Here is a 26,547-nt window from a genome sequence, read left to right on the forward strand (position 1 = left end):
CTAATCCTCCCCTAGTGCTTTAAATACTGGACATACTGAGTATTTACTTCCAGCTGATTTTATTATTTCATCCATATCATCAGTTAGTTTTGCATATGGTTTCCATGCATTATCATCTTTTTTATCAACTACCATTGCCTTAGTAATAATATCATGATCAAGTAAGTATTTTATGAGTGTTGTTATAACACCACCATCCTGGGTTATGTAATTATCATTACTTTTTAATGTCATAATATTTAGATAATTACCCATATCATCACAGTCAACTTTTAAATCTTCAGGTGTGTAAGTTCTTGGACAGAATGTAAAACACATATGACAATCATCACGACATTTTCCTTGTTTTCTTGGCTTTGTATCATCAATAATAATCAAGTTATCAGGACATAAATATTCACATGCTCCACATAATACACATGCTCCAACATCTATTACATTATCTTTCAGATCAGTGAAGTTTGATTCCATATTTTGTGATAATATTTCATTATCTGATATTTCTCGTGTATAAAGTACTGGTTTTGATCTAAGTTCATGATCTTCTATATTTTCTTGGTTGTCATGTTTCTTTTTTTGTGATAATTTATTTAGTATACCAATTTGTTTTTGTGTTAATGGTTTTGATGTGAAGTAGTTTTGTTTTATTGCATCATCTATTATGTGTTGTGCATCAAGATTTCTTATTATTACAGTTGAGTAATTATCATCAGATCCTATTGATCCTACTGATATATCAGCATTTTGTGATGTTAAGTCCATACAGATATGACAGTTTTTACGTACTACACTTTTAAGTTCTCCAAGTGGAATTTTAGTAATTGAATCATCATCAAGTGTTATGAATGCATGTCCTTTTTCAATACGGAATTTCTTAATACTATCATAGTCTATATTGTATTTTTTTAGGTGTTCTTTAAAGTATGAATATGAGAAGTTTTCCATACAAAAAAGTCCAATTTTAAGTTTTATAGGAGTATCTAGGAATTTCTGGATCTTTGCTGCAGCTTGTATTTGACATGGTGTTGATATTATTGCTACTTTTTCATCTGATATACTCATCTTATTTCACCTCACTATCAAGTAGTTTGTTTTCATTTGTTATTTTCTTAAATTTTGTATAGTCAAGATCTGTCAGATTAAAATTGTAAGGTGTGAGTATTTCTTTTAGTTGTTTTTGATCCTCAAGTGTAGTTTGATTCATTATGGCATTTTTTCCAAGACTTTTAACATCTCCCATAACATATATTTCTCCACGCATTATGGATTCTCCTACATCATCTGTAACATCACCTAGAATTATGAGTTTTCCTCCCATCATAAGAAGTCCTGTCATAAATCCACTATTTCCACCTATTATTATGGTTCCACCTTTCATGATTTCACCAGTACGTGATCCGGTATCACCATATATTACTATAGTTCCACCATATATTCCCTGTCCTGCTCCATCACCAGAACCTCCATCTATGATTAGTTCACCACTTGTCATGTTATCACCTGCAAACCATCCAGCATTACGTTTGATATGTACTTGTGGTCCATCTATCATTGTTGCAACAAAATATCCTGCAGATCCATTTATCTCAATTTCCACATCTTCCATAAGTCCTGCTGCAATGTTGTGTTTTGATTGTGGATTTTCTATGATGAGTTTATCATAGTATTTTGCATGTTCTTTTATTGTGCGTGTTAGGGTTTTTTCATCCATGTTTTTTGCATCTATAATATATTCTTTAATAATAAAGCCCTCCACCTATTTTTTTTATATTGTATATGCTCGTACTTCTCCTGGTGCAATTTGTTCTACATGTTGTGTGTCTATTACATCTTGTAGTGCCATTTCCTCTGATGCTATTGCAAATATATCATCATTTTCTGCCATTACACCTGGTCTTAGTCCTAGTTTATCTTTTGCAATACCAATACCATCTGGTGTTCCTACAAGTATTGAAAATGGTCCATCAAGATCACATACTGCAGATTCTAATGCCTCTTCAAGATGATATCCTTCACTTAATTTATCAGCAATATAGTGTACTATACATTCTGTGTCATTGTATGATTCAAATGTATGTCCTTTACGTTCTAGTGGATCTCGTATTTTCCAGTAGTTTGTTATTTGTCCATTATGTACAACTGTTATATCAGGTATTATGTAACTTTGGTATGGGTGTGCATGATATCTGTCTATTTTACTTTCTGTTGCAAAACGTGTATGTCCTATTCCGTGTGTTCCTTTAACTTCTTCTACATTATATCTTTTAGCTATATCTTTTACTAATCCTACATCTTTTATCATTTCAAATGAGTGTGAACCATTTATTACGCGAATATCTTCAATTATGTCAAGATTACTAATAAGAGGTTTTAGTAACTCATAGTTTTCAAGTTCTATAACACAACGATAAATATTATAGTTATCTGTGGATGGTATTATTTGATCTTCATATATTGGACTTATCTGTGTGAGTGTTGTTTTTAGTTGATCTATAAGTCCTGGTTTATCTTTTACTTCTACATTTAATTGGTATTGATTATCAGGTAAGTTTAATCCTCCATATATTGCAAATCCTGCAGAGTCAGGTCCTCTATGTTGGAGTGATTTAAGCATTGCTGTAAGATTTTCACCTACATTGTGTTGTTTTTCATCCTTATATAGTACTCCTGCTATTCCACACATCTTTGTACCTCTTGTATAAATTTCTGATGTATTAGTGTATTATCTGTTAATTCTGGATGGAATGCTATTGCCATGTATTGATCTTTTTTTATTGCTATTATTTTATCATCATATGTACTTAGAACTTCTACATCATCTGGTACATTTTCAATATATGGTGCTCTTATGAATATTCCTGGATATTTTTCACCATCAAAGTCTATTTCTGCTTCAAATGACATTCTTTGTCTTCCAAATCCATTTCTTTTAACTTCTACATCAAGTAATTCTAGTAGTATTTGGTCACGTTTTGTTTTAGATGATAGTAGTACTAATCCTGCACATGTTCCAAGTACTGGTATTTTACTTTCTTTAATATAGTTAAGTAATCCTGTTTTTTCAAGGTGCATTCCTATTGTTGAGCTTTCTCCACCTGATATTATTAGTGCATCACAGTCTTTTATGTCATCAAGTATGTTTATGAGTTTGGTTTTTCCTTCAATATTCATATCTTTGAATGCTTTTTGTGTTATTATTTGGTGTTCTTCAACATCTCCTTGTAAGTTTAAGATTCCTATTGTTATCATTTTTTTATATCTCACATATTTTTTTTCTAAAAAATTAGATAATTTATCGTATTATATTTTTTTTGTGTAAAGTTTTAATTTCTTAATTATATTGTTTGTTTTTACAAAAATATAAATTGATATTGTTAGTTTATTGTCAAATTTTTTAACTAAAAAAATAGAAGAAGTTTAAAAAATAGTTTATAAAATATTATTTGTATAAAAATAGTTTTCTAAATAATGTTTATTTTAAACATTGAAATAAATTCATGTTTTTTTTGGGGTTATAGTATTTATAAAAAAAGAAGTCTGAAGGTGAGGTGAGGTGGTGGTTAATATTTTTTTTATTTTATGTCTAGTTCTTCTCGTACTAGGTATGTGCATTTTTTAACTGCACGTGCTGCATCTAGGAATTGTTTTTTTTCATCTTCATCCATTTTTAGTGGTACTATACTTTTTATTCCATTTTTACATAGAATTGCAGGCACACCAAGTGATACATCATATACTCCTTCTACTTCACCTTCAAGATATGTGCTTACAGTTAAGATTTTTCTACTATCATTTACTATTGTTTTAATAAGGTTTGATACAGCATATGATGGTCCATATTCTGTTGCTCCTTTTTTGCTTATTATTGTATTTCCAGCAGATCTGAGTCTTTTTACTACTTCATCAATATCTAGTGGTATGCTTTTTACGAAGTTATGTAGTAGTACTCCACCAATGGTTGTGTAGCTTAGTAGTGGAACCATGTGATCTCCATGTTCTCCTATTACGCGGGTGTTTATTTCTCCACTGTTTATTTGGAAGTATTGTGCTAGTATTATTTTAAGTCTTAGTGAATCAAGGTGATTTCCTAGTCCGATTACTCGGTTTTTATCAAAGCCTGACATTTTAAGTGCTATTGTTGTCATTACATCAACAGGGTTTGTTACAATTAGTATGATTGAATCTGGTGCATGTTTTGCTATTGCTTGTGAGTATTCACTTACTATTTTTGCATTTGGTATTGCAAGTTGTAGTCTTGACATTCCTTCTTTTCTTGGTATTCCTGATGATATTAGTACAACTTCACATCCTTCTAGATCTTCATAGCTACATGTTGGTGTTAGTATACAATCCATATCTTCTGCAGCTAGTGCATCATACATATCTAGTACTTCTCCGGTTATTTTTTCATAACTACTTTCTCGTGCAAATAGTACTATTTCATCTATACTATCTTCTTTTGCTAGTGTGAATGCTACATTTTTTCCTATTGTTCCTGATGCTCCCATTATAGCGATTTTTGCCATTTTATATCAAGTCCCTTCTATATTCTCAATATTTTTTTTTATCCTATGTTTTTATTTGATTTCCATTTTTTTTTTAATAAAAATATTTTTTTTGTATTTATTTAATTATATTTTTAATTGTTATATATAATAAAACTTTTAGTATATTTTTTAGTATATTATTATTTTGTATAAATTTTAATGTTATATGATGTTTAATTGTTTAAATTAGAAAAATTATTAATATACGTTTATCATGGGATATGATTATGTTTTTTCATATTTTATAAGATAATTTTAATTTGTTTTATTAAGTATTTTATAAAAAAAGATAGTATTTTTTTTTTGGGGTGGTTAATAATATTTGTAATAAAAAGATTTATGAAAAGAATAAAATGATGAAGGAGGTGGTGATATAATATATATTTTTTTTTATTCTAGTTTATCTTCATCTGGTTCTTCTTCATCTTCATCAAATGTTCCATTAATAAATGCACGTGCATTATATTGGATGTATCCACTTTCATCATTATCTGCAAGATCTTGTAGTATTGCCATTGTTTCATCTGTTCCTATTTTTCCTAGTCCAAATACTGATCCTGATCTTACAAAGCTTCTTTCATCATTTGCTGCTTTGATGAAAACATCTGTCATTGATTCATCTGCATTTTTTGCAAGTGCCCATATTGCACCACCACGTGCTCTCCAGTTTGGATCATCTGCTAATTTTAGGAGTGTTTCATGTGCTTTTTCACCATATTCTGATAGTGCTGAGCTTGATTCACGTCTTACCCATTTATTTTGATCATGTAATAATTGTGCAAATATTTCTATTGATGCTGGGTCATTAAATTGACGAAGTAAGCTTATAATTGGAAGTTTTACACCTTTTGGATGTTCTTTTTTAACTACTTCTTCATGTAACACATCTAATGATTCTGGCATGTTCATTGCTATTGTGTTTTCAGCTTCAAGTTTTACAAAGTCATCTTTATCTGATAATTTTAATACTGCATCTTGTATTTCTTCTTTACTCATTTTTTAATTTCTCCATTACTCTTATTTTTTTTCTTATTTTTTTTATGTTCACTTTTTAATTATTATTTTTATATTATTATTTTTATATTTTTTATTCTAAAAAGATTTGTCATTAAAAATAATTATATAATTACTTTTTTTTAATAAATAAATATAATAAAAAGCCCAAATATTATAACAAATACAAATAATGAAAACTATTTTTTTTTCTTAATATTTTTTTTTGAAAATAAATTTTATATAAAATAAGTATATGGAGATTGAATAACTGTGTATAAAATTACAACAATACCTGGAGATGGAATAGGTAAAGAAGTAATGAAACCTACAATAGAAATTCTAGAAACATTAAACACCCAATTTGAATTCATACACAAACCAGCAGGAGCTGAATGTTACAAAGAATATGGGACAAACTTACCTGAAGATACTATTGAAACTACTAAAAAAACAGATAGTACACTCTTTGGAGCTGTAACATCAATACCACAACAAAAAAGTGCAATTGTAACACTAAGACGTATTCTAGATTTATATGTAAATCAAAGACCAATAAAATCATACACCAATCCTGATATAAACTTTACAATAATACGTGAAAACTCAGAAGGACTCTATTCACACCTAGAAGTTGAAAATCCAGAAAAACAAGAAGTATCAGCATACAGGAAAATAACATACAAAGGATGTGAAAGAATATCAGAATATGCATTTAACTATGCAAAAAAAACTGGACATAAAAAAGTAACAGCATCACATAAAGCAGACCTACTTCCATTAACAGATGGAATATTTAAAGATGAATTCTATAAAGTAGCAACTAAATATCCACAAATAAAAGCAGAAGACTACTATATTGATACAACAGCAATGTATCTAATAACACGTCCTCAAGATTTTGATGTAATTGTAACAACCAATCTATTTGGAGACATCTTATCTGATGAAGCAGGAGGATTACTTGGATCTTTAGGTCTTATACCATCAGCAAATATAGGATCTAATAATGGACTATTTGAACCAGTACATGGATCAGCACCAGATATTGCAGGATTAAACAAGGCAAATCCAATAGCAATGATACTCTCAGCATCCTTAATGCTTGAATTTCTCAACCTAACAGATGAGGCATTAAAACTACAAAATGCAGTATATAAAGTAATAGATGAAAACAAAGTAAAAACACCTGATATGGGTGGACATAGCAACACACAACAAATGGCAGATGCAATATTACATAAAATAGAATAAAACCTAATGATATTTAATAATAAATCATACCCTAAAAATTAGAGTAAAAATACATAATATAAATAAATTTATAAATGTAGAAAAAGAAAATATTATAATATCTTAAAAAAACTTTTTGTTTAGTTTTGCAAAGAATAATTCCCAAAAATAGAAATTGTGAATTATTTAATTTTTATATAATTACTATCTTAACTACTACATAAAAAAAGTGATATGAAATAGAATAATTGAAAAGATGAGGTATGTAAATTCTCTTTTTTTTAGGAAAAAATGGGAAAAATTTCTAAAAAAGAATTAAAAAAAATACTTAAATTCATTCTTATTATTTTTTTCATAAACTTTATAATAATGGAACATTAAGGTTTGGTATGTAATTTTTATTACCCAAGGAGGTATTAACTTAAAATGAAAACAACTGTAAGTATAATAAAAGCAGATATTGGAAGTGTTGGTGGACACGCAGTAACACACCAAAAACTATTAGATGAATGTGACAATCACTTATCAATAGCAAAAGAAGAAGGATTATTAACAGACTATTATATAACTCACTGTGGTGACGATATAGATATGATCATGACCCACACAAACGGTGTTGATAACGAAGAAGTACACAAACTCGCATTTGACACATTTATGGCAGGAGCAGAAATTGCAAAAGACCTTAAATTATACGGTGCAGGTCAAGACTTATTATCAGAAACATTCAGTGGAAACATCAAAGGAATGGGACCTGGAAGTGCAGAAATAGAATTCAAAGAAAGAGGAGCAGACCCAGTATTTGCATACTGCTGTGATAAAACAGAACCAGGAGCATTTAACTTACCATTATTTAAAATGTTTGCAGACCCATTTAACACTGCAGGTTTAGTAATCGACCCAACACTACACGGTGGATTCGACTTTGAAGTATATGATGTAATTGAAAACAGAAAAGTTATCATGTCATGTCCTGATGAAATGTATGACTTACTTGCATTAATCGGTTCAACAGGAAGATACGTAATAAAAAGAATCTTCAGAAGATCAGATGGCGAAATTGCAGCAGCAGTAAGTACAGACAAACTCAATATGATGGCAGGAAAATACGTAGGAAAAGATGATCCTGTAGCAATCGTAAGATCACAATCAGGATTCCCAGCAGGAGGAGAAACATCCGAAGCATTCGCATTCCCACACCTTGTAAGTGGATGGATGAGAGGATCACATAACGGACCTTTAATGCCTGTAGGACAAAAAGATGCAAGACCTGTAAGATTTGATGGACCTCCACGAGTAATCGGACTTGGATTCCAAGTAAGTAACGCAAAACTCATCGGTCCTGTAGATATGTTTGATGACCCAGCATTCGATGGAACCAGACAAAAAGCAGTAGAAATCTCAAACTACATGAGAAGACACGGACCATTTGAACCACACAGATTACCAGCTGATGAAATGGAATACACAAGCCTCCCTGGAGTTCTTGAAAAACTAGAAGACAGATTTGAAGATATGTAAATGTAATAATTTACATATTCTAACTCCTTTTTTTTAATAAATTTTTATAAATTTACACATTACATAAGGAAATTTTAGAACTTAATCTTTTTTTTTATAACAAACTATTAATATTTCTTAGAAAAAACTTTTTTTTAATAATAAATTTTTTTTAATTATATGAGGACTTTTATATGAAATATAGAAATTCTAAATTTTTATTAATAGAATTACTAATACTCATAACACTAATAAGTTTCAGTACAATTAATGCAACAGATAATACCACAGATACAATAACAACACATGAAAACACACAACATACAATAGATACACAGAAAAACACAAATCTAATTAAAACACAACAAAATCAGCAAACAATTACTAATTCTAAAAATGAAAATAATATCATAAATAATCAAACTAAAGAAAAAATAAAAACAAATATAACAACTTTAAATAAAAATAAAAACACTACAAAAATAACAAAAAAAAAGATACAACAACAGTAAATAGCTATACAGAATTATACAATAAAATAGAAGAAATAAAAACAACATCAACAGATCATGAAGCAACAATAACACTAAATCCTGGAAATTACACTATTATAAACACAATTAACTGGGGAAATACAACACAAACAACAAAAGTATTAACAATAATTGGAAATGGACAAATAATAGATGGAGAAAACCAAAAACAATTCATGGTAATAAATAAATCATTTACCATAAAATTAGAAAATATAACAATTCAAAGATGTCACAAATCAGAAGGTGGAGCAATATATAATGATGGAATTTTAAACATTACAAATTCATACTTTAATGAAAATTCTGCAGGATATGGTGGAGTAATATATAATAATATAAGTGCAGTAAGTCATGTAACAATTATAAATTCAAGCTTCACAAAAAATACTGTATCATATGATGGTGGATCAATATATAATAAAGCTTTATTAAATATTACAAATTCAAACTTCACACAAAACAGTGCAAATTCAGAAGGTGGAGCAATATATAATTATGGTAATATGAATCTTACAAATTCAAACCTTAATGAAAATAATGCAACAGAAAATGGTGGAGTAATGGCTTTAGAACGACGTTCAAAAGTAAACATTACAAACTCAATATTCTATAATAACAGAGCACATAATGGAGCAGTAATAACTCAACAAACATATACTGGTATTATACCACAAGAAAGTATCTTAAATATTAGAAATTCAAACTTTACACAAAATATAGCAGAAGAATATGGTGGAGTAATACATAATAATATTAATTGTAGTATTAATATTATAGATTCAAATTTTAATAAAAATAATGCAAATACTGGTGGAGTAATAAATAATTTTGGAGATATAATAATTATAACAAACTCAAATTTCACAGAAAATACGGCAACAGCAAATGGAGGAGCAATAAATAACCTAAGAGATTTAATAATAAATAATACACAATTTTCTAATAATAAAGCAAACAATAATAATACAATTTATTCAACAAAAAATTTCACACTTAAAAACTCAAATATTACAAATAATATGAGAGATATTGAGTTTAAATCAACAAATACATTAGCCCACTAATAGGAGAGGTACCAGTAATAATAAATGTAGATAAACAAACAATACATACAACAATAAAAGATGGATTGCTAAATGTAACACTACCAACAAACACACTAGCTCCAGGAGAATACACAATAACAATAACAATACCTGAAAGTACAAACTATAACAATGCAACTATCATACAAAACTTAAATATAACAAAACGAAGTATTGCAAATATAACATTAGATGATATGAACATAACCTCAATGACAAATGAAACATTATACCTTATAATAAATGATACAAAAGGAAATCAATTAATTGGAAACACAGAAGTATGCATAAAAATAAATAGAAAAACACAAATTAAAACACAAATAACAGATGGAATCCTAAAATATAACAATACCAACAGACACATTTAAAAATCCAACATACCATATGTTAATAATACTCGGATCAAATACTAACTATAATATGGGAACAATAACACAAACAATAAACATACAAAAAAGAAACACAACAATACAAATAGAAACAAACACACCCAAAACACTAGAAAATCTAATAGTTAATGTGACAATAACACAAGATGATAAAACACCTGTTAATGGTGGATTTGTAATATTTAAATCAGTGGAATAACACTAAAAGATGAAAATGGTAAATTAATACGAGCAGATGTAGTAAATGGAAAAGCACAATTAAATTACACTCTAACAACACAAATAGAAGCAAGAAACTCAAACATAACAGTAGTTTACATAAATTTATTCTATAATAAAGAAAGTATTACACAAAATCTAACAATAATAAAAAAATACCATACCTGATAAAACACTCACAGACATAAAAGTTATTCAAGGAACAAACACAACACTAACAATAACAGTAAATGATACAAACGGAAAACAAATTCAAGGAAAAACACAAATATGTATTAAAATAAATGGAGTAACATTTATAAAAACAACCATAACAGACGGGTTAATAAATGTAGAAATACCAACAGATACATTTGAAAATCCAACATACAAACTAACAATAATACTAGGTGAAAACAGTCTATATAATAAGGCAACATATAATGGAACACTCATAGTAGTTAAACCACAGATATATTATAAGAAAAATTCTACATCATCAAAAATAGTACAAATAATAAAAGTATAAAAAAAAGTTAAAAGAATAATAATAGAAACAATTCTCTTTTATTAACATATTCTTTCTCTTTTTTTTTATTTTCATTCGGAAAAATATGAAATAGTATACTAGTTTTAAAATTTTTTATATTAAACATAAACTTCTTAAAGAGTAATTGGAATTTTTTTAAATTTTTTTTTTGTTGAAATTCTTATTTTTTTGTAATTATTAATAAATTACTAGATTTTACATAATTTTATTAAAATATCCTTTAAAATTAATTTTAATAGATTTTAATCTAAATAAAGGGGGGGGGGGTGAAAAAGATATGTTGTAATATCTTAAAATCTAGTTTTATTTTTGTATTTATTTAAGTTTTAAATAGTTATTTTTTTCTAAATATGATTGTATAAATTATTAAAATATTTTTTAATTTTTATAAAATTATTTTAAATAGTTTATAGTAATAATTATAATGGATTTTTTTTATATGAATAAGAATACAAAATTTTTATTCTTAGGTTTAACACTACTTATATTACTAGTATCAATTAGTAGTATTAATGCAACAAATGATATCAATGATAATGGCATATCAGATACCAGCATTAATTTACAAGATACTTCAAATAGTAATATAACTTCAACTATAAAATCCTCAAATATAAAGGATACTAAAGCTGAAATATCTAAACCTATTAATAAAAATAAAACTATAAAAACAACAAGTAAAGATAAACAAATTAAAAAAACAATTGATACAAACTCAAACAGCAAATGACTATGAAACACTAAAAACTTCTTGGAATAATATTCAAGAAAATGGTGATAATACAACACAATACACAATTAACCTTAAAGATGGAAACTATAATTTTAAAGAAGAATTATCTTCTAATATTACAGATTTAAGACATATTACAATTAATGGTAATAATGTAGATAAAACAATCTTTGATGGAGAAAATAAGACAAGATTCTTTAACATTACAAGTATGAATCAAATTATTAATTTTAATAATATAACATTTAAAAATGGATTAAATGACTCGCTTGGTGGAGCTATATATACTCAAAGTGAATTAAATATTAATAATTGTAACTTTATAGATAATAAAGTTAGTACAACTACACCATCTATTTATGGTGGAGCAATATATGTTAATAATAATCTAACAGTTGTAAATTCAACCTTTATTAATAATAAACTCATACAAGAAGGTTATAATGGATGTTATGGGGGTGCTATCTACTTTGCCCAAAAAGATACCTTATACACATGTAATATAACTTATTCTAACTTCATTAATAACTCTGCAAATGGAGAAAGAGGACGTGGTGGAGCTATAGCAATTCAATCAGGTAGGATTACAGCTCATATTACAAACTGTAATTTTGAAGGAAATTATGCATCATATACTTATGGTGGAAGTGATATTGCTCTGGGAAGTTCTTCTAATAAAACTGTAGAATACTGTGTATTTAATACATCAAATAAACGTTACATGGATTATACTATAGTAGGAAAAAATTATTTTATTAATGATAAAAGTGGTTTTACATTTATTGTAAATGGAAAATATGCTAGTGTATTTAATCAGAAAACTAAAAAACTTGATATTAAATATATCTATGAAGATAAAGATAAAGATGAAATTATTAATAATCTTGGTTTAGGATATGTGATAAATATTACATCATCATCTGATCTTATTAATACAACAAAAATATCATTAAATCCAGAAAATAATTACACAACAAGGATAGATATTAGTAAACTTCCAGCAAATCATGAAAATATAACATTAACATCAGGTAACATTTTAATAGCTAATATTATATATGATCATTCAAATGTAGAATTTAACAATATCACAGCAAAACCAGGAGAAACAATAACATTAAATGCTACATTTAAAACTTCAGATAATAAACTTATACCAAATGGAAAAGTAGCATTTAAAATCAATGGATGTACAATAGGACATAGCAATATTAAGTATGGAACAGCAAAACTAAACTACACAATACCAGAAAACTACTCAGCAAAAGATTACATACTAACAACAACATATGGAGGAAGTAGCAAATTCATAGAAGCACGTACTAACTCAACACTACATCTTAAAAAACTTGTTACAAAAACAAATCTAACAACAACAATTGAAGGAAACATACTAAAAATAACAGTAGATCCAAAAGATGAAAAAGGAAACACAGTAAAAACTGGAAAAATATGTGTAAAAATAGAAGGAAAAACACTACAAAACCTAAAAATAAAAGGAAAAACAACACTAAACTTCACAATACCAAAAAGTTGGAACAACCGAGAAATAAAAGTTCTAGCAATATATGGAGAAAATAACAACCATAAAGAAAGCAGAACTGAAATAAAAACAAAACTAGTGTTAAACACAAAAACAACAAAAACAGATGAAGTAATAAATAACTACTATGTATCAGATCTTACAGGATCAGACACAAACACAGGATCACAAACTAGTCCATTTAAAACAATACAAAAAGCAATAAACACAATAAATACAAACAAACAAAATGCAAACATATACCTAGATGGAAACTTCAAAGGAGTAGGAAATACAAACCTAACAGTACCTGGAAATCTTCATATAAACTTTATAGGAGTAGGAAATTCAAGTATAGATGGAGAAGTAAATTATACCATAAAAACAATTCTTGACCCAGATGAATACTATTGGTTATCTACACCAATATGGTATCCATACAATAATGCAACTGGAAACTGGGCTATGAACATAACAAGTGGAACTGGACTTATAAAACTAAGTAATCTTACAATTAAAAACTGTTGGAATCCAGGAGAAAGTAATTTTGAATCATACCTAACAGGTACAATTACAAATAATGGAAATCTTATAGTTAATAACGTATCATTTATATATAACCATGGTGGAGTAGGTGCTGGTATAAAAAATAATTCTGAAGGAAATCTCACAGTTTTAAATAGCTTATTTGAAGCAAACCGTAAAAGTAACAGTACAGGTAACTATGGGGCAGGAATATATAATAATGGAACAGCAACAATAATAAACTCTACATTCCAGAAAAACTATGCAAGATGGGGAACAGTTACAAATGATAAAAACTTAACTATTATCAATTCAACTATTCGTGATAACATTGAATATGATGGTGGAAGTACATATAAAACAGGAACTGGAATTACAGCTAATACTCAATCAACAAACTTTTATGCTAACTTAACTATGGATAATGTAACAACTGTAGTTGATAGATGTACATTTATTAACAATGATCAACTTGACATCTATTTAGATCAATCAAATATAAATATTACAAACTGTGTATTTAATAATTCAACAGGAATATATGTACCTAAATTTACGAATGATTTTAGTTATTATAATATAAGTATAATAAATAATACATTTAATTCTCCTAGAGGATCTTCATTATTCAAAAGTCTTTCATCATTAAATGAACTTCAATTTGCATTAAAAGCATATGCAAATGCATACTATGTGATTGAAAATAACACTGTATTAAATATTACAGGTGGAGAAACATATGCTGTGGAAATTAAATCAGATAATGTAATACTCAAAAATAATACATTTAATCGTGTAATTTCAGTTATTGGGAAAAATAACACTATAACTAGAAATAATATTACAACACAAGAAGATATATATGGTATTGTAATTGGAAGTAGTAGTTTAACAAATGTTACAAATAACTACATATCAACAAAAGGATTCTTAGGAAGTGCAGCAATTAACTATGATTCATTAACAACAAATATTATAGAAAATAACACACCTCAAGCATCACTCATACAAGTTGATGATGATACATTCTATAGATACTTTGATGATGATGGAAAATTACTTAATACATTTAAAAACATAACACAAATTCAAATAAATAACCCATTAACAAATAAAAATATTATCCTAGATAAAGATATACAAATTATACAAACTAGTAATATAATATCATCTAACTTAACAATAACCATAAATAATGCTAAAGCAAATATAAATGGTGTTAAAATAGTAAATACAAACAAAGAACCAGGATTAATCTTTAATTCTAATGAAAATATTGTTGAAAATGTAGCTATAACAACAAATGCTGATAATACAATAGTTCTTAATGGAGAAAATAATAATATTACAAACAATGTATTAATTGCAGATATTCTTGTAGGAGATGAATCTGTAAAAACAACATCAACAACAAATAAAATAGAAGATAATACTCCATCTTATAAAAATTATATTATCACAGAGAAAAATTATAATGAATACTTTGATAATCAAGGAAACATGAAACCAATAAGTGACATACGTGAAATTTACTTATTAATTAATGGAACTATTAAATCAAAAGAATTCATATTTAATATAGATAGAACAATTAACTTACAAAATTATCAAAATGCAGTATTAACTAATTGTACAATAAAAACATTAGGAAATACTAAACTAAATATTAAAAACATAACAATAATAAATAATAATGAAAAAACACCAATTATAATCAATTCACCAGTAATTAACATAGAATACACAAATATTACAGCTGATACAAATGCAATTAATATAACAAATGTATCATCAGCTAGTTTCAATATTAATTATAATAATATTTTTGTAAATAGTTCTGATAATGTAGCATCAATAAGTATTAGAAATGTAACACCAACATCAGCAAATATAAGAAGTAATAATATAACTACCTATGGTCCTGCAACAAATCTTAACTGGGTAAGTGGTATTGTTTCAACATGTTCTATTGAACTTATTAATACAACAGGTGTAACAGTAAGTGTTAATAATATAACTACAAGTTATAATTCATATAAAGATGAATATGATACAATATATTCAGTAAATATGATAGGTAATAAAACTGGAAATGTAAATACTATAAGTAGTAATAATATTAATACAAATGGTCATAATTATGCTTATGCAATTAACAGTAACTATCAAACAATAAAATCAAACTATAATCGAATAATAACAAAAGGACAATCACCAGCAGGAATTCAAGTAATGGGATCAAATGGAACTAGGTTAAGTGATATTATAACTTGTAATGGTTCATATGCACAAGGTATTATATTATCAATGTGTAATAACACACAAGCATCTTCATCATCAATAGTACTTAATGGAAATAAAACTGTAGGATTTAGTTTATATCAATGTAATAATTGTGATTTCCAGGCAAACAAAATAAAACTTAATGGAACAAATGCTGAGGCATTTAATATAGTTTCATCAGAAAATAGCAATATAACAAATAATATAATAAATACAATTGCAAGAAATATTACAAATGATAGTGCTGATATAAAATTAATAAATACAAGTGGTATGCAGATTTCAGGAAGTACAATATCAACACTAAATAAATACACAATAACTCTTGATAAAGAATCAAGTGGAAATCTTATTAAAACAAATACACTCTATTCAAATGAATATTATGCAGAAGATTCAATTATGGATAATGGAATTTTAAATCGTATACGTTTAAACTATCCTGAAAATCCAACATCATTTATTACTCTTAATGAAAAAACATACTCTGAATTCTTTGATAAAAATGGAGTATTAAAAGATGAAATACCATCACATATTACAATATTAATTTCAGGAAACTTATATGGAAAAACACTTAATATAACCAAACCATTAAATTTAATTTCAGAGAAAACAACACTTGAAGATTGTATAATAATTATTGATAAAAAAGCTACAAATACAAATATAACAGGTGTAACTTTAGTAGGAAAAAATACTAAAGTTAAAATTTATGCAGATAACTGTACTTTTAATATGGATAAATTAAATATTACATCAACAAATAATATAAATCCAATATTAATACTTGGAAATAATAACAATATCATGTTATCTAATGGTGTGATAAGAGGAGCATCAGAAAATAATGCAACAATAATTACAATAGAAGGAGATTCTAATAAAATTAACATAGAGACTTTAGAATCACAATACTATAATGTAATTGGTGTTTTATTAAATAATGCAAATAATAACTATATAAACATGACAAAGAGTTCTACTTTCCAACCTTTCTATGCTAATGAAGCATGTGGAGTAGTGCTTAATAACTCAAATTATAACATAGTAGATGCTTCAATTGGATGTTATTCATCTGACCATATGGTAAATTTAAAATTAAATAATTCATCATATAACAAGTTTAGTGGAAGTTTAAGAGCAGATATATCAAATACACAATTAATATTAGTGGAAAATAATTCAACATATAATAGATTTGAAAACATAAATATACCAGGGTATGGAACTAATACTATTAGAACAATACCTATAATAATAAATAACTCACACAATAATACAATAAGAGATTGCTCCATACAATCAGGAAATTCAGGAAATCTAATAAATATTATTGAAGGAGTAGGAAATACAATTGAATATAACAGTTTAATAACAGCTACACACGGGGGAGATGTTGCAGTATTGCAAGAAAATATAAATGATACAGTAAATAATATAGTAAGATATAATGTTGGAAAAGTAGTTAATGTACAAGTAAGTTCAAATATAGTATCTTCAACAGATGCACTTAGCAGTGTATTATTTAATGTTACATTTAAATATCGTCCAGATAGACAATATATACCTGTAGAAGATGGTCTTGTAATATTCATAGTTAATGGTAAAGAAGTAGGAAATATAACTCTTAGTAGTGATGATAATGGTACAGCACTTTATAATTATACATTAACAAAAGATGATGTTGGATCATTAGATGTAAAAATTAGATATATAGATCTAAAAGCAGAAAAACAATTAAAAATTTTAAATAAAACTATTGAAATTAATAAATTTAGTACAACTACTTTAATGCCTAATATAACAAATCCTAAAGTAGAAGTAAATCCAAAAGTAATGATTATGGATTCAAATGGTAATATTGTATATGAAGGTAATGTAACATTTAAACTTGGAAATAAAACATCTACTGTAAGTATAGTAAATGGATTAGCACAAACTACATTTAGTCTAAAAGATCTTGACATGGGAGATTATGAACTTATAGCAGAATTTAATGGAAATAATATTCAAAAATCTTCAAATACAACAGTCATATTATCAGTTGGAAAAAAAGATATAGTATTAGATACTAAAACAATTAACACAAACATGGGTGCAAAATTATTAATTAATGAAACACTCTATGATGTATATGGAAACCAACTAGTAGGAAAAAATAAAGTAGCAATTAAATATAATGGAAAAACAATACTAAAAACAACTATAAACAATGGAAAACTATGTGAATACATAGAAATACCAAAAACATTAAGAAGTAATAATACTTTAGAAATAGTAGTTGGTGAAAATAGTAAATATAATACAAAAAGATGTAACTTCACAATAAATGCATACAAACAAGGAGCTTTAATTAACATTAATAAAATAACAGCTAAACCTGGAGATTACATAACACTAAAAGCAACATTTAAAACAAATATGACAAATGAAAATATAACAAGTGGTAAAGTAGCATTTAAAATAAATGGAATAACTCAAAAAGATGTAGATGAAAATGGTGTTGTAAATTCTGAACCATTAAGAATATCAAATGGAGAAGCAACAATACACCTATACATTCCAAAAGACATGAAAAGTAAAACATATAATATAACAGTAACATACTCAGGAAATAGTTACGTAGAAACTGCAAGATGCACACAAGAAGCATTAACAATAAAAGCATAAACTTAAAAAAAGAAGAATCTACATTTAAATTTCACTCCCCTCCCTTCTTTTTTTTCTTATTTTTTTTTGATAATTAAAAATTATTATATTAATATTATCACTACATTTTCTAACCTAAAACTTAAAAAAAGAAGATTATCATAAATTTAATTTTTATAGTGATAAATAACCTAAACAAAAAAAAGAGGATGGAGGGTAAAAAAGAGAGGATGGAAGAAGATATCCTGAAATTTTTTATTTTATGAAAACTTTTTAATAATATTCTCATGCTTCAAGTAGATTATTTATATGATATGATGTTATATTTCCTATAACTATGTTTTCATCATTTACTACTGGTATTGATGATATACTATATTTTTGCATCATATCACGAATATCATAAATTGAGTCACCTTCATGACATGTTATAACATCTTTTGTCATAATATCATCAATATTATCTGTATTTGTCGCTATTGCTTTTGAAAGATCCCATGCTGTGATTATTCCAACAATATGATTTTTATTATCTACTATTGGTATATGTGTTTTGTTTTCTTTTAACATTAGTTCTGCTGCTTTTTTTACTGTGTATTTTTCATCGATTGTTATAATGTTACTTGACATTACATCTCGTACTGTTGCATGTGATAGGAAGTTACTAAGAATATAGTTCATTTGTCCATTTTCAATTAAAAATGCGTCATGTCCATATTCTGAGTTAAGTTTTGAATAGCTTACATTTACATTGTTTGCTCTTAGTGCTCGTACTATTTCTTCCATGTGATCATTTGGGTATAACCAGTCTGATGTAATTGACATGATAAGCATTTTGGATTTTATGTTTTTAAATGCTTCTTCTAGTGAATTATTTACACGTACATCATAGTAGTCTAATGCTTTTGTCATGTAAAGATAGCTGTTTGCATCAAATTTCTTTGTAAATGATGCTCCTTGGTATTCAAGGTAGCTTTCTACCTGAAATTCATTACTAAAATCATAACTGAAATCATTTTTATCTTGTAGTCTTCGTCCGAATTTTTCATACATTGATTCATTACTTAGGTATGTGATATGTCCAATCATTCGTGCTACAGATAGTCCTTGTTCTGGTTTTTCTTTGTCATAATAGTTTCCTTTATTCCAGTTAGGATCTTCTGTTATTGCTCGTCTTTCAACTGCATTAAATGCTATTTGTTGTGGTGTTGAGTATGCTCCTGATGCTATCATTATTGCATTTCGTATCATGTCAGGGTAGTTTATTGTCCATTGGAGTACTTGCATTCCACCCATAGATCCTCCTACTACAGCAAATAATTGTGATATTCCTAGATGATCAAGTAGTTTTTTCTGTGCATTTACCATGTCTGTTATTGTGATAATTGGGAAATCTAGTGCGTATGGTTTTCCTGTATCTGGATTTATTGAACTTGGTCCTGTTGATCCTTTACAACTTCCTATTACATTTGAGCATATTATGAAGTATTTGTTGGTATCTAATGGTTTTTCAGGTCCTATTATTATATTCCACCAGCCTGGTTTTTTATCTCCTTCATGCCATCCTGCTGCATGTGCATCACCTGTTAGTGCATGACATATGAGTATTACGTTGCTTTTTTCTTTGTTTAGTTTTCCGTATGTTTCATATGCTATTGTTGGTGTTTTTAGTATGTCTCCTGTTTCAAGTTTTAGGTCTTCTTTCATTGTGTATGTTTGTGTTTGTATGTTTCCTAGTGTTTTTCTATTTGTGATTGACTTTCCCTCCTATTATTGTAGTTGTTAATAATTAATTGTTATTAATTATGTGATATTATATAATATTATATTTTGTTATGTTTATAACTATTGTTACAATTTTTCTTTAATAATTAAACAAGATGTTTAAGTTAAATTGAAAGAGTATAAAAAAAATAAGATGAATGGAGGTTAAATATGGGAGGAGAAAGAGGTTTGGTGTTGATGATACTTCTAGTCTATTTTATCTAGTGCTTGTTTTACATCTGCTAGGATGTCTTCTAAATCTTCTATTCCTACTGAGAATCTTATTAGATCTGGTGTTACACCTGATGCTATTTGTTGTTCTTCAGTTAGTTGTGAGTGTGTTGTTGATGCTGGGTGTACGATTAGTGATTTTGCATCTCCTACATTTGCAAGATGTGAGAGTAGTTCTACATTTTCTATGAATTTTACAGCACCTGCATATCCTGCTTTTAGTCCGAATGATACCATTCCACTGTATCCTTTTTCTACATATTTTGATGCTATTTCATGATTTGGACTACTTTTAAGTCCTGAGTAGTTTACCCATGCAACTTTTGGATTATCTTCTAAAAACTCTGCTACTGCTTGTGCATTTTTTCCATGTTGTGTTACACGTAAATCTAATGTTTCAAGTCCTTGTAATAATAGGAATGATCCAAATGGGCTTGGTACAGCTCCTGTGTCACGTCCTAGTACTGCTCTTATTCTTGTTGTGAATGCTGCAGGACCAAATGTTTCATAAAATGATAGTCCATTATATGTTTCATCAGGTTCTACAAGTGATGGGAATTTTCCATTATCCCATGGGAAGTCTCCTTTTTCAATGATTATTCCACCTAGTGTTGTTCCATGTCCTCCAATGTATTTTGTTGCAGAGCTTGCTATAATATCTGCTCCATGATCAAATGGTCTTATTGTTCCAACACCTATTGTGTTATCTACAACTAGTGGTATGCCATTTGAGTGTGCTATGTCTGCGAGTTTTTCAAAGTCTGGTATGTGTAGTTGTGGGTTTCCTATTGATTCAACATATAGTGCTTTTGTTTTTTCATCTATTGCTTCTTTGAATTCTTCTGGTTTATCTCCATCTACAAATTTTACTTCACGACCCATGTTTTTAAGTGTGTTTTCAAAGAGTTCTACTGTTCCTCCATATAGACTTGAGGATGATACTATGTTATCTCCTACTTCTGTTAGGTTTATTATTGCATAGAATATTGCTGCCATTCCTGATGCTGTTTCATATGCTGCAGTTCCATCTTCTATTGCTGCCATTCTTTTTTCGAATGCTTCGGTTGTTGGGTTTGTAAGTCTTGTGTATATGTTTCCGCCTTCTTTTAGTGCAAATCTGTTTGCTGCTTGTGTTGCATTATCAAAGACGTATGATGTGGTTTGATATATTGGTGTTACTCTTGATCCTGTTTCATCTGTTTCTTCTTGTCCTACGTGTAGTCCTATTGTTGCTATATTTTTTTTATTTTTTATTTCATATGCCATTTTATTCTCTCCACTTATTTGTTGGTTTCTATTTTTTTTTATTGGGTTAGAATTATTTTTTTATTTTTTGTTTTAGTTTATTTATCTTTTTTTTTAATCTAGGGTTTTCTTTTTTTTATATTTTATTTTTTGTTTGTATTGAATTTTTAGGTAATTTTTTTTTGGTGATAATTTTTTTTTGGTGATAATTTTTTTTTGGTGATAATTTTTTTTTGGTGATAATTTTTTTTTGGTGATAATTTTTTTTTGGTGATAATTTTTTTTTATGATTAGGATGTTTTTTTTTCTCATACACTCATTAACCTTTTTTTTATAGGATGCTTTTTTTAGGTTGAGTGTATGAGTGTGGTGGTGATTTTTTTTTCTTTGTGTTTAGTATATAATATATTTTTAAATGGGGTGTAAATATAACATTGTTATATCAGGTATTATAAAATAAAACTTGGCTTGCTTAATTTATAAAAAATTGTAATCACACTAAGTGATATAACTATTGTTATATTGTATTTAGTATATAAACTTAACGCCCCTTATATTACATCAAACAATATAATCATATATTCCATATTAAAACATATCTGATAAATGAATAACATTAAAACTACCCAACATATAAATAAGCTTTTTAATATTTAAAGCATGAGTTAAAAAATCAAGATCACCTATCATAATTAATTTATAATGACTGCGAGTAATTGAAACATTTAATTGATTAATATTTGAAATAAAATCACTCTCAAAACGTGATAAAACACCATTATTACTCTTACAAAAACTCAAAATAACAACATCTTTCTCACGTCCCTGAAAACGATACACAGTATCAACCTCAACATCATTAATTCCATTATCTTCAAGTAACTTTTTAATATATAATTTCTGACATCTATAAGCTGAAATAACACCAATATCTTCACATTTTATATCATTATCTATAAGATTTTTAATTATACTTAAAATAACTTCAGCTTCAAATTTATTATAACAACTACGATTAATTCTCGCCTCATTATATGAAACACCACTAGTATCAATAAAAACTACGGGTGAATCATCAACAAAAATAGAAGAGTTATCAACACTAATTTTTTTATTTGCAATTTTATCATATGTTTTAAGCTTTCCATTATAATACAAATTACTTGCAATATCACAAATTTCCTGATTCATACGATACTGAATATTAAGAAATGTAAAATTATCAGGATATAACATAAGAAGTGTTGTAAAAATAGACTTATTAAGATACATTGATGTGTTATTATTATGTATTGGTTCAAGTTGCATATTATCACCAATTAAATAAACTTCTCACATTTTAAAAGAGCAATTAATGATAAATAAAGAGGAACTTGACTTGCTTCATCCATTATAACATAATCAAATTCAACATTTTCAATGAGAAAACTTGATGCTGATATTACAGTCGTTGCAATAATTGAAACATTTCTAACTATTGTATCATTTAATGAATTTTCTATATTACTAATCTTACATTCAAGTTCATAAATACTATTTTCATCATAACTTACTTCATTAATATAATTAGTTGTCTTATTATTTGTTGGGAGTAATTTTCTAAATAAACGTGAAAATATAGACTCACAATTATTATCAATGATAAGTGGATCATTATTTATAGAAGATTTATTTGTAAGACTTTTAATATCTTCTATTTTATCTTTATATTTTTGTATTTCACTATATTCTGGTGCTTTTTTAATATGTTCATCTATTGTATATTTTAAGTTATTTTGGCTGATTTTATTTTTATTACCAATTCTTAAAATATCATCATCTGCTATGTTTTCTAGTTTTTCAACTACATTATCAACTGCTATATGTGTATGTGAACATATTAGTATTTTCTTTTTGTTTTTATGAAGTTGTTTTATGAGATTTACTATTGTATATGTTTTTCCACATCCTGGTGGTCCTTGTATTAGATGAAATTTTGATGTTTGGAGTGCTTTTTTAACAGCTTTATTCTGATTTTTATTAAGTTTATGATTATAATATGTGATATTTGTGTCATATTCTGGATTTATTTGTGTTTGTAGTAGTTGTAATGTTTCAAGATTATCTTCATTTAGTTGATTATTTTCAATTTGTGATACTATTTTTTCAAGTTTATGTGTTATGGTTTCATTTTGTATGTTTTTTATTATAATTTTATCATGTAATCTGAACTTGTGAGGTTTTGTTAGTTTTATTTCAAGATTTTTATGGTTATTTTTTGTTATTATACCTTTAATGTGATGTGTTATTATTTGTGTATTTTTAGGAATCTTTGTTGGATTTTTTAGTGATACATGTATCTTATTTTCATGTATATATGTTATTTTAGCATGTATTTGGTTGTTTTTCTTTTCATTTTGTATTTGTTTTTTTAAGTGATTTAGTATTTTATTTGGTTTTTTCATAATGTAATTTGTAATAACATTTATATATTTAGTATTACATATAGTTATTTGTAGAAAGTAATACAAAATTTAAAAAAATTCATACTTTTATTAGTTCATATAAAAAAATATATTTTTTCATAACATCAAAAAACAAAAAATTTAATGTATAAAAACTAAAATAAATCATTTAAAGAAAAATATAAAGAACAATAAAAAAAAAGGCAGGAAAATGTATGAAATTAAGGCTAAAAAAATGGATGAAAAACGTGAATATAAAAAAAAATAAAAAAAATTCGGAAGTTATACACTCAATATAAGATTTAATAAGCTATAAAAAAAATATTTCAAGAAAAAAATAAAAACCACACCCCGAAAAAAAACAGAGAATATAGTAAAAAAAAAAATAAAGTCCTAGTTAAAAAAAACATAAAAAACTTAAAATTAAACACAAATATTTAAAAGAATTAATTTTAATAATTAAACCCTAAAAAAATAAAAGTAGTTAATAATAAAAGCAGTTATTTTTTTATTTATTTTTTCCATAAATTAAATTAAGAAAAAAAAGATACATACAAAAGAAAATTAAAATTATTGTAATCGTCATAAAAAAAAGAAATATGATACCAAAAAAAGAGCATTTAAAATTAAAAAAAAGAGAGAGAATGATGAATTTGATAAGTTTATCCATTCTCATCAATATCCATCATGAAAATTTCTTTTTTTACATCTCTCATTTTTTTTATAGGATATAATTTAGTTGTTCCGTGTTTCAATTTCATCTAAAAAGAAAATATTTATCATAATATATTTAACAAATCATTTAATGATTTAATAAATTTTAAAGATTTCTTTCTGGATATATAATATATTAAATTAATTATGATTAATATATTATAATTCTATATATGTTTAATATATAATAAAAACTTAATTAAAAACAAAAATTTTATTCTTAAAATATAGAATTTTATATAATGATAAAAAAAAGATTTTACTAAAAAAAAAGTTTCAAAAAAAAAATAAAATTAAAAAAAAAGAAATGAAATACTTTTGAAAAATATTTATAAAAAAACATGTGCTAACTTTTTTATTAAATATTAGAAAGTAGTATTCTGCTATTTTTCAAAGCTTAATTCACGAGTTTTAATAAGATCATAAATTACTTTGTTTGTTTTAACATCAACACCTGCAATATCTGCTAGTTGTATAATTTTACCAGTAAGTGAATCAATTTCAGTGTGTTGTTTACGATTAAAATCTTGAAGCATTGATGAGGTATGATTATATGTATCAGGAACAAGTTTCAAGTAGAACTCCTCACGATATGAAGAAGCATCATCCCATAGTGTTTTATATCCTAATTTTTCAATTACATTAAATATTTCATCAATAATATTATTCATAATATCAACAGTATACTTATTTTCAGTTAACTTTCCATAACAAACACCAAGAAGTGCACCTAGTGGATTTAATGCACAATTATAAAGTAATTTAGCTAATAAGTATTGTTCAACACACTCGGTTGTACTAGCAGGTATTCCTGAATTGTTTATCATCTGAGCTATTTTTTTAAGATCATCACTAATTTCTACATTTTGAAGTGATCCAATTAGTATTGGTGCTGTATGTACTGTTATTTCACTTATATTTTTTTGAGGTCTTATAAATCCTGTTATTACGCGTGCTGAGAATACTTGATTTTTGCTAAAATATCTAAGATAGTATTCATCATTTCCAAATCCATTTTGGAAAATTATAATTTTAGCATTAGAATGTAGTATATCACAGTATTTATCTAATTTTTCTGATACATTTTCATTTACTGTGGTTTTTGTTGTGATAAATACATAGTCAAATGTATCTTCTGGTATTTCATCATATGATGTATATACATTAAATTCGCTTGGTTTATATGATAGATTTTTAAATAATCCTATTCTTTCAATTCCATGTTCACGTAGCATTTTAGCCGTATTTTCTGTTGCATAAAATGATACATCTGCACCTTCTGATATCATTGATGCTCCTAGTGCTATTCCTATTGCTCCTGATCCTATTATTAAAATGTTCATTTTTAATCATCAAAATTTTTTTTCTTTAATTTATTTATTATTATATAATATATATTT

General features: G+C 26.6%; 19 protein-coding genes. 8 read left to right on the forward strand and 11 right to left on the reverse strand.

The annotated features are described in order from the left end of the window. The 6 genes from MSCUN_RS00750 to MSCUN_RS00775 all read right to left on the reverse strand — a co-directional run bounded on the left by MSCUN_RS00750 (position 1) and on the right by MSCUN_RS00775 (position 5,543). Positions 1-1,062, reverse strand: coding sequence for a Coenzyme F420 hydrogenase/dehydrogenase, beta subunit C-terminal domain (locus MSCUN_RS00750; RefSeq protein WP_095608346.1), 1,062 nt, complete (start codon positions 1,060-1,062; stop codon positions 1-3). Position 1,063: 1 nt separating this feature from the next. Next, positions 1,064-1,741, reverse strand: a complete 678-nt coding sequence (locus MSCUN_RS00755; RefSeq protein ID WP_095608374.1) for a GltB/FmdC/FwdC-like GXGXG domain-containing protein — start codon at positions 1,739-1,741, stop codon at positions 1,064-1,066. A gap of 24 nt (positions 1,742-1,765) precedes the next feature. Next, entirely contained in the window at positions 1,766-2,683 is a 918-nt protein-coding gene (locus tag MSCUN_RS00760) for a class II glutamine amidotransferase domain-containing protein (RefSeq protein WP_095608345.1), read from the reverse strand. Then, complete coding sequence (gene pdxT, locus MSCUN_RS00765; protein WP_095608344.1) at positions 2,671-3,249, reverse strand: pyridoxal 5'-phosphate synthase glutaminase subunit PdxT; 579 nt, start codon at positions 3,247-3,249, stop codon at positions 2,671-2,673. Before pdxT ends, MSCUN_RS00760 begins: the two co-directional genes overlap by 13 nt. A gap of 323 nt (positions 3,250-3,572) precedes the next feature. Continuing rightward, entirely contained in the window at positions 3,573-4,526 is a 954-nt protein-coding gene (locus MSCUN_RS00770; RefSeq protein ID WP_095608343.1) for a malate dehydrogenase, read from the reverse strand. A gap of 411 nt (positions 4,527-4,937) precedes the next feature. Next, entirely contained in the window at positions 4,938-5,543 is a 606-nt protein-coding gene (locus tag MSCUN_RS00775; protein WP_095608342.1) for a HEAT repeat domain-containing protein, read from the reverse strand. Between the two features lie 270 nt (positions 5,544-5,813). Between MSCUN_RS00775 and aksF the strand changes: the two genes are divergently transcribed. From aksF to MSCUN_RS00815, 8 genes are all read left to right on the forward strand, one after another. Further along, complete coding sequence (gene aksF / locus MSCUN_RS00780) at positions 5,814-6,794, forward strand: homoisocitrate dehydrogenase (RefSeq protein WP_095608127.1); 981 nt, start codon at positions 5,814-5,816, stop codon at positions 6,792-6,794. Between the two features lie 405 nt (positions 6,795-7,199). After that, positions 7,200-8,294: a fructose-1,6-bisphosphate aldolase/phosphatase gene (fbp, locus tag MSCUN_RS00785; RefSeq protein WP_095608126.1), complete on the forward strand. Its 1,095-nt coding sequence runs from the start codon at positions 7,200-7,202 to the stop codon at positions 8,292-8,294. 173 nt (positions 8,295-8,467) lie between these two features. Then, positions 8,468-8,785: a hypothetical protein gene (locus MSCUN_RS00790; protein WP_095608125.1), complete on the forward strand. Its 318-nt coding sequence runs from the start codon at positions 8,468-8,470 to the stop codon at positions 8,783-8,785. Positions 8,786-8,982: 197 nt separating this feature from the next. Then, complete coding sequence (locus MSCUN_RS00795) at positions 8,983-9,873, forward strand: hypothetical protein (protein ID WP_095608124.1); 891 nt, start codon at positions 8,983-8,985, stop codon at positions 9,871-9,873. 65 nt (positions 9,874-9,938) lie between these two features. Further along, the gene (locus MSCUN_RS00800; RefSeq protein ID WP_095608123.1) at positions 9,939-10,265 is read left to right on the forward strand and encodes a hypothetical protein; all 327 of its coding nucleotides are present in this window, start codon (positions 9,939-9,941) and stop codon (positions 10,263-10,265) included. Between the two features lie 16 nt (positions 10,266-10,281). After that, entirely contained in the window at positions 10,282-10,485 is a 204-nt protein-coding gene (locus tag MSCUN_RS00805; protein WP_095608122.1) for a hypothetical protein, read from the forward strand. Positions 10,486-11,473: 988 nt separating this feature from the next. After that, a complete protein-coding gene (locus MSCUN_RS00810) occupies positions 11,474-11,764 on the forward strand; it encodes a hypothetical protein (protein WP_095608121.1) in 291 nt (96 codons plus the stop codon). Beyond that, the gene (locus MSCUN_RS00815; RefSeq protein WP_109582943.1) at positions 11,739-18,770 is read left to right on the forward strand and encodes an Ig-like domain-containing protein; all 7,032 of its coding nucleotides are present in this window, start codon (positions 11,739-11,741) and stop codon (positions 18,768-18,770) included. Before MSCUN_RS00810 ends, MSCUN_RS00815 begins: the two co-directional genes overlap by 26 nt. Before the next feature lie 264 nt (positions 18,771-19,034). Here MSCUN_RS00815 and metX read toward each other — a convergent pair whose 3' ends face one another. The 5 genes from metX to MSCUN_RS00845 all read right to left on the reverse strand — a co-directional run bounded on the left by metX (position 19,035) and on the right by MSCUN_RS00845 (position 26,490). Beyond that, on the reverse strand, positions 19,035-20,456 hold the full coding sequence (gene metX / locus MSCUN_RS00820; RefSeq protein WP_245837625.1) for a homoserine O-acetyltransferase MetX: 1,422 nt from the start codon (positions 20,454-20,456) through the stop codon (positions 19,035-19,037). Positions 20,457-20,720: 264 nt separating this feature from the next. After that, positions 20,721-22,010, reverse strand: coding sequence for an O-acetylhomoserine aminocarboxypropyltransferase/cysteine synthase family protein (locus MSCUN_RS00825; RefSeq protein ID WP_095608118.1), 1,290 nt, complete (start codon positions 22,008-22,010; stop codon positions 20,721-20,723). A 567-nt stretch (positions 22,011-22,577) separates the two neighbouring features. After that, complete coding sequence (locus MSCUN_RS00835) at positions 22,578-23,297, reverse strand: DEAD/DEAH box helicase (RefSeq protein WP_095608117.1); 720 nt, start codon at positions 23,295-23,297, stop codon at positions 22,578-22,580. A gap of 11 nt (positions 23,298-23,308) precedes the next feature. Next, positions 23,309-24,433, reverse strand: coding sequence for an AAA domain-containing protein (locus MSCUN_RS00840; RefSeq protein WP_095608116.1), 1,125 nt, complete (start codon positions 24,431-24,433; stop codon positions 23,309-23,311). Between the two features lie 1,097 nt (positions 24,434-25,530). Next, positions 25,531-26,490, reverse strand: a complete 960-nt coding sequence (locus MSCUN_RS00845; protein ID WP_095608115.1) for a ketopantoate reductase family protein — start codon at positions 26,488-26,490, stop codon at positions 25,531-25,533. Positions 26,491-26,547 lie beyond the last annotated feature (57 nt).

Source organism: Methanosphaera cuniculi (assembly GCF_003149675.1).
GTDB lineage: Archaea > Methanobacteriota > Methanobacteria > Methanobacteriales > Methanobacteriaceae > Methanosphaera > Methanosphaera cuniculi.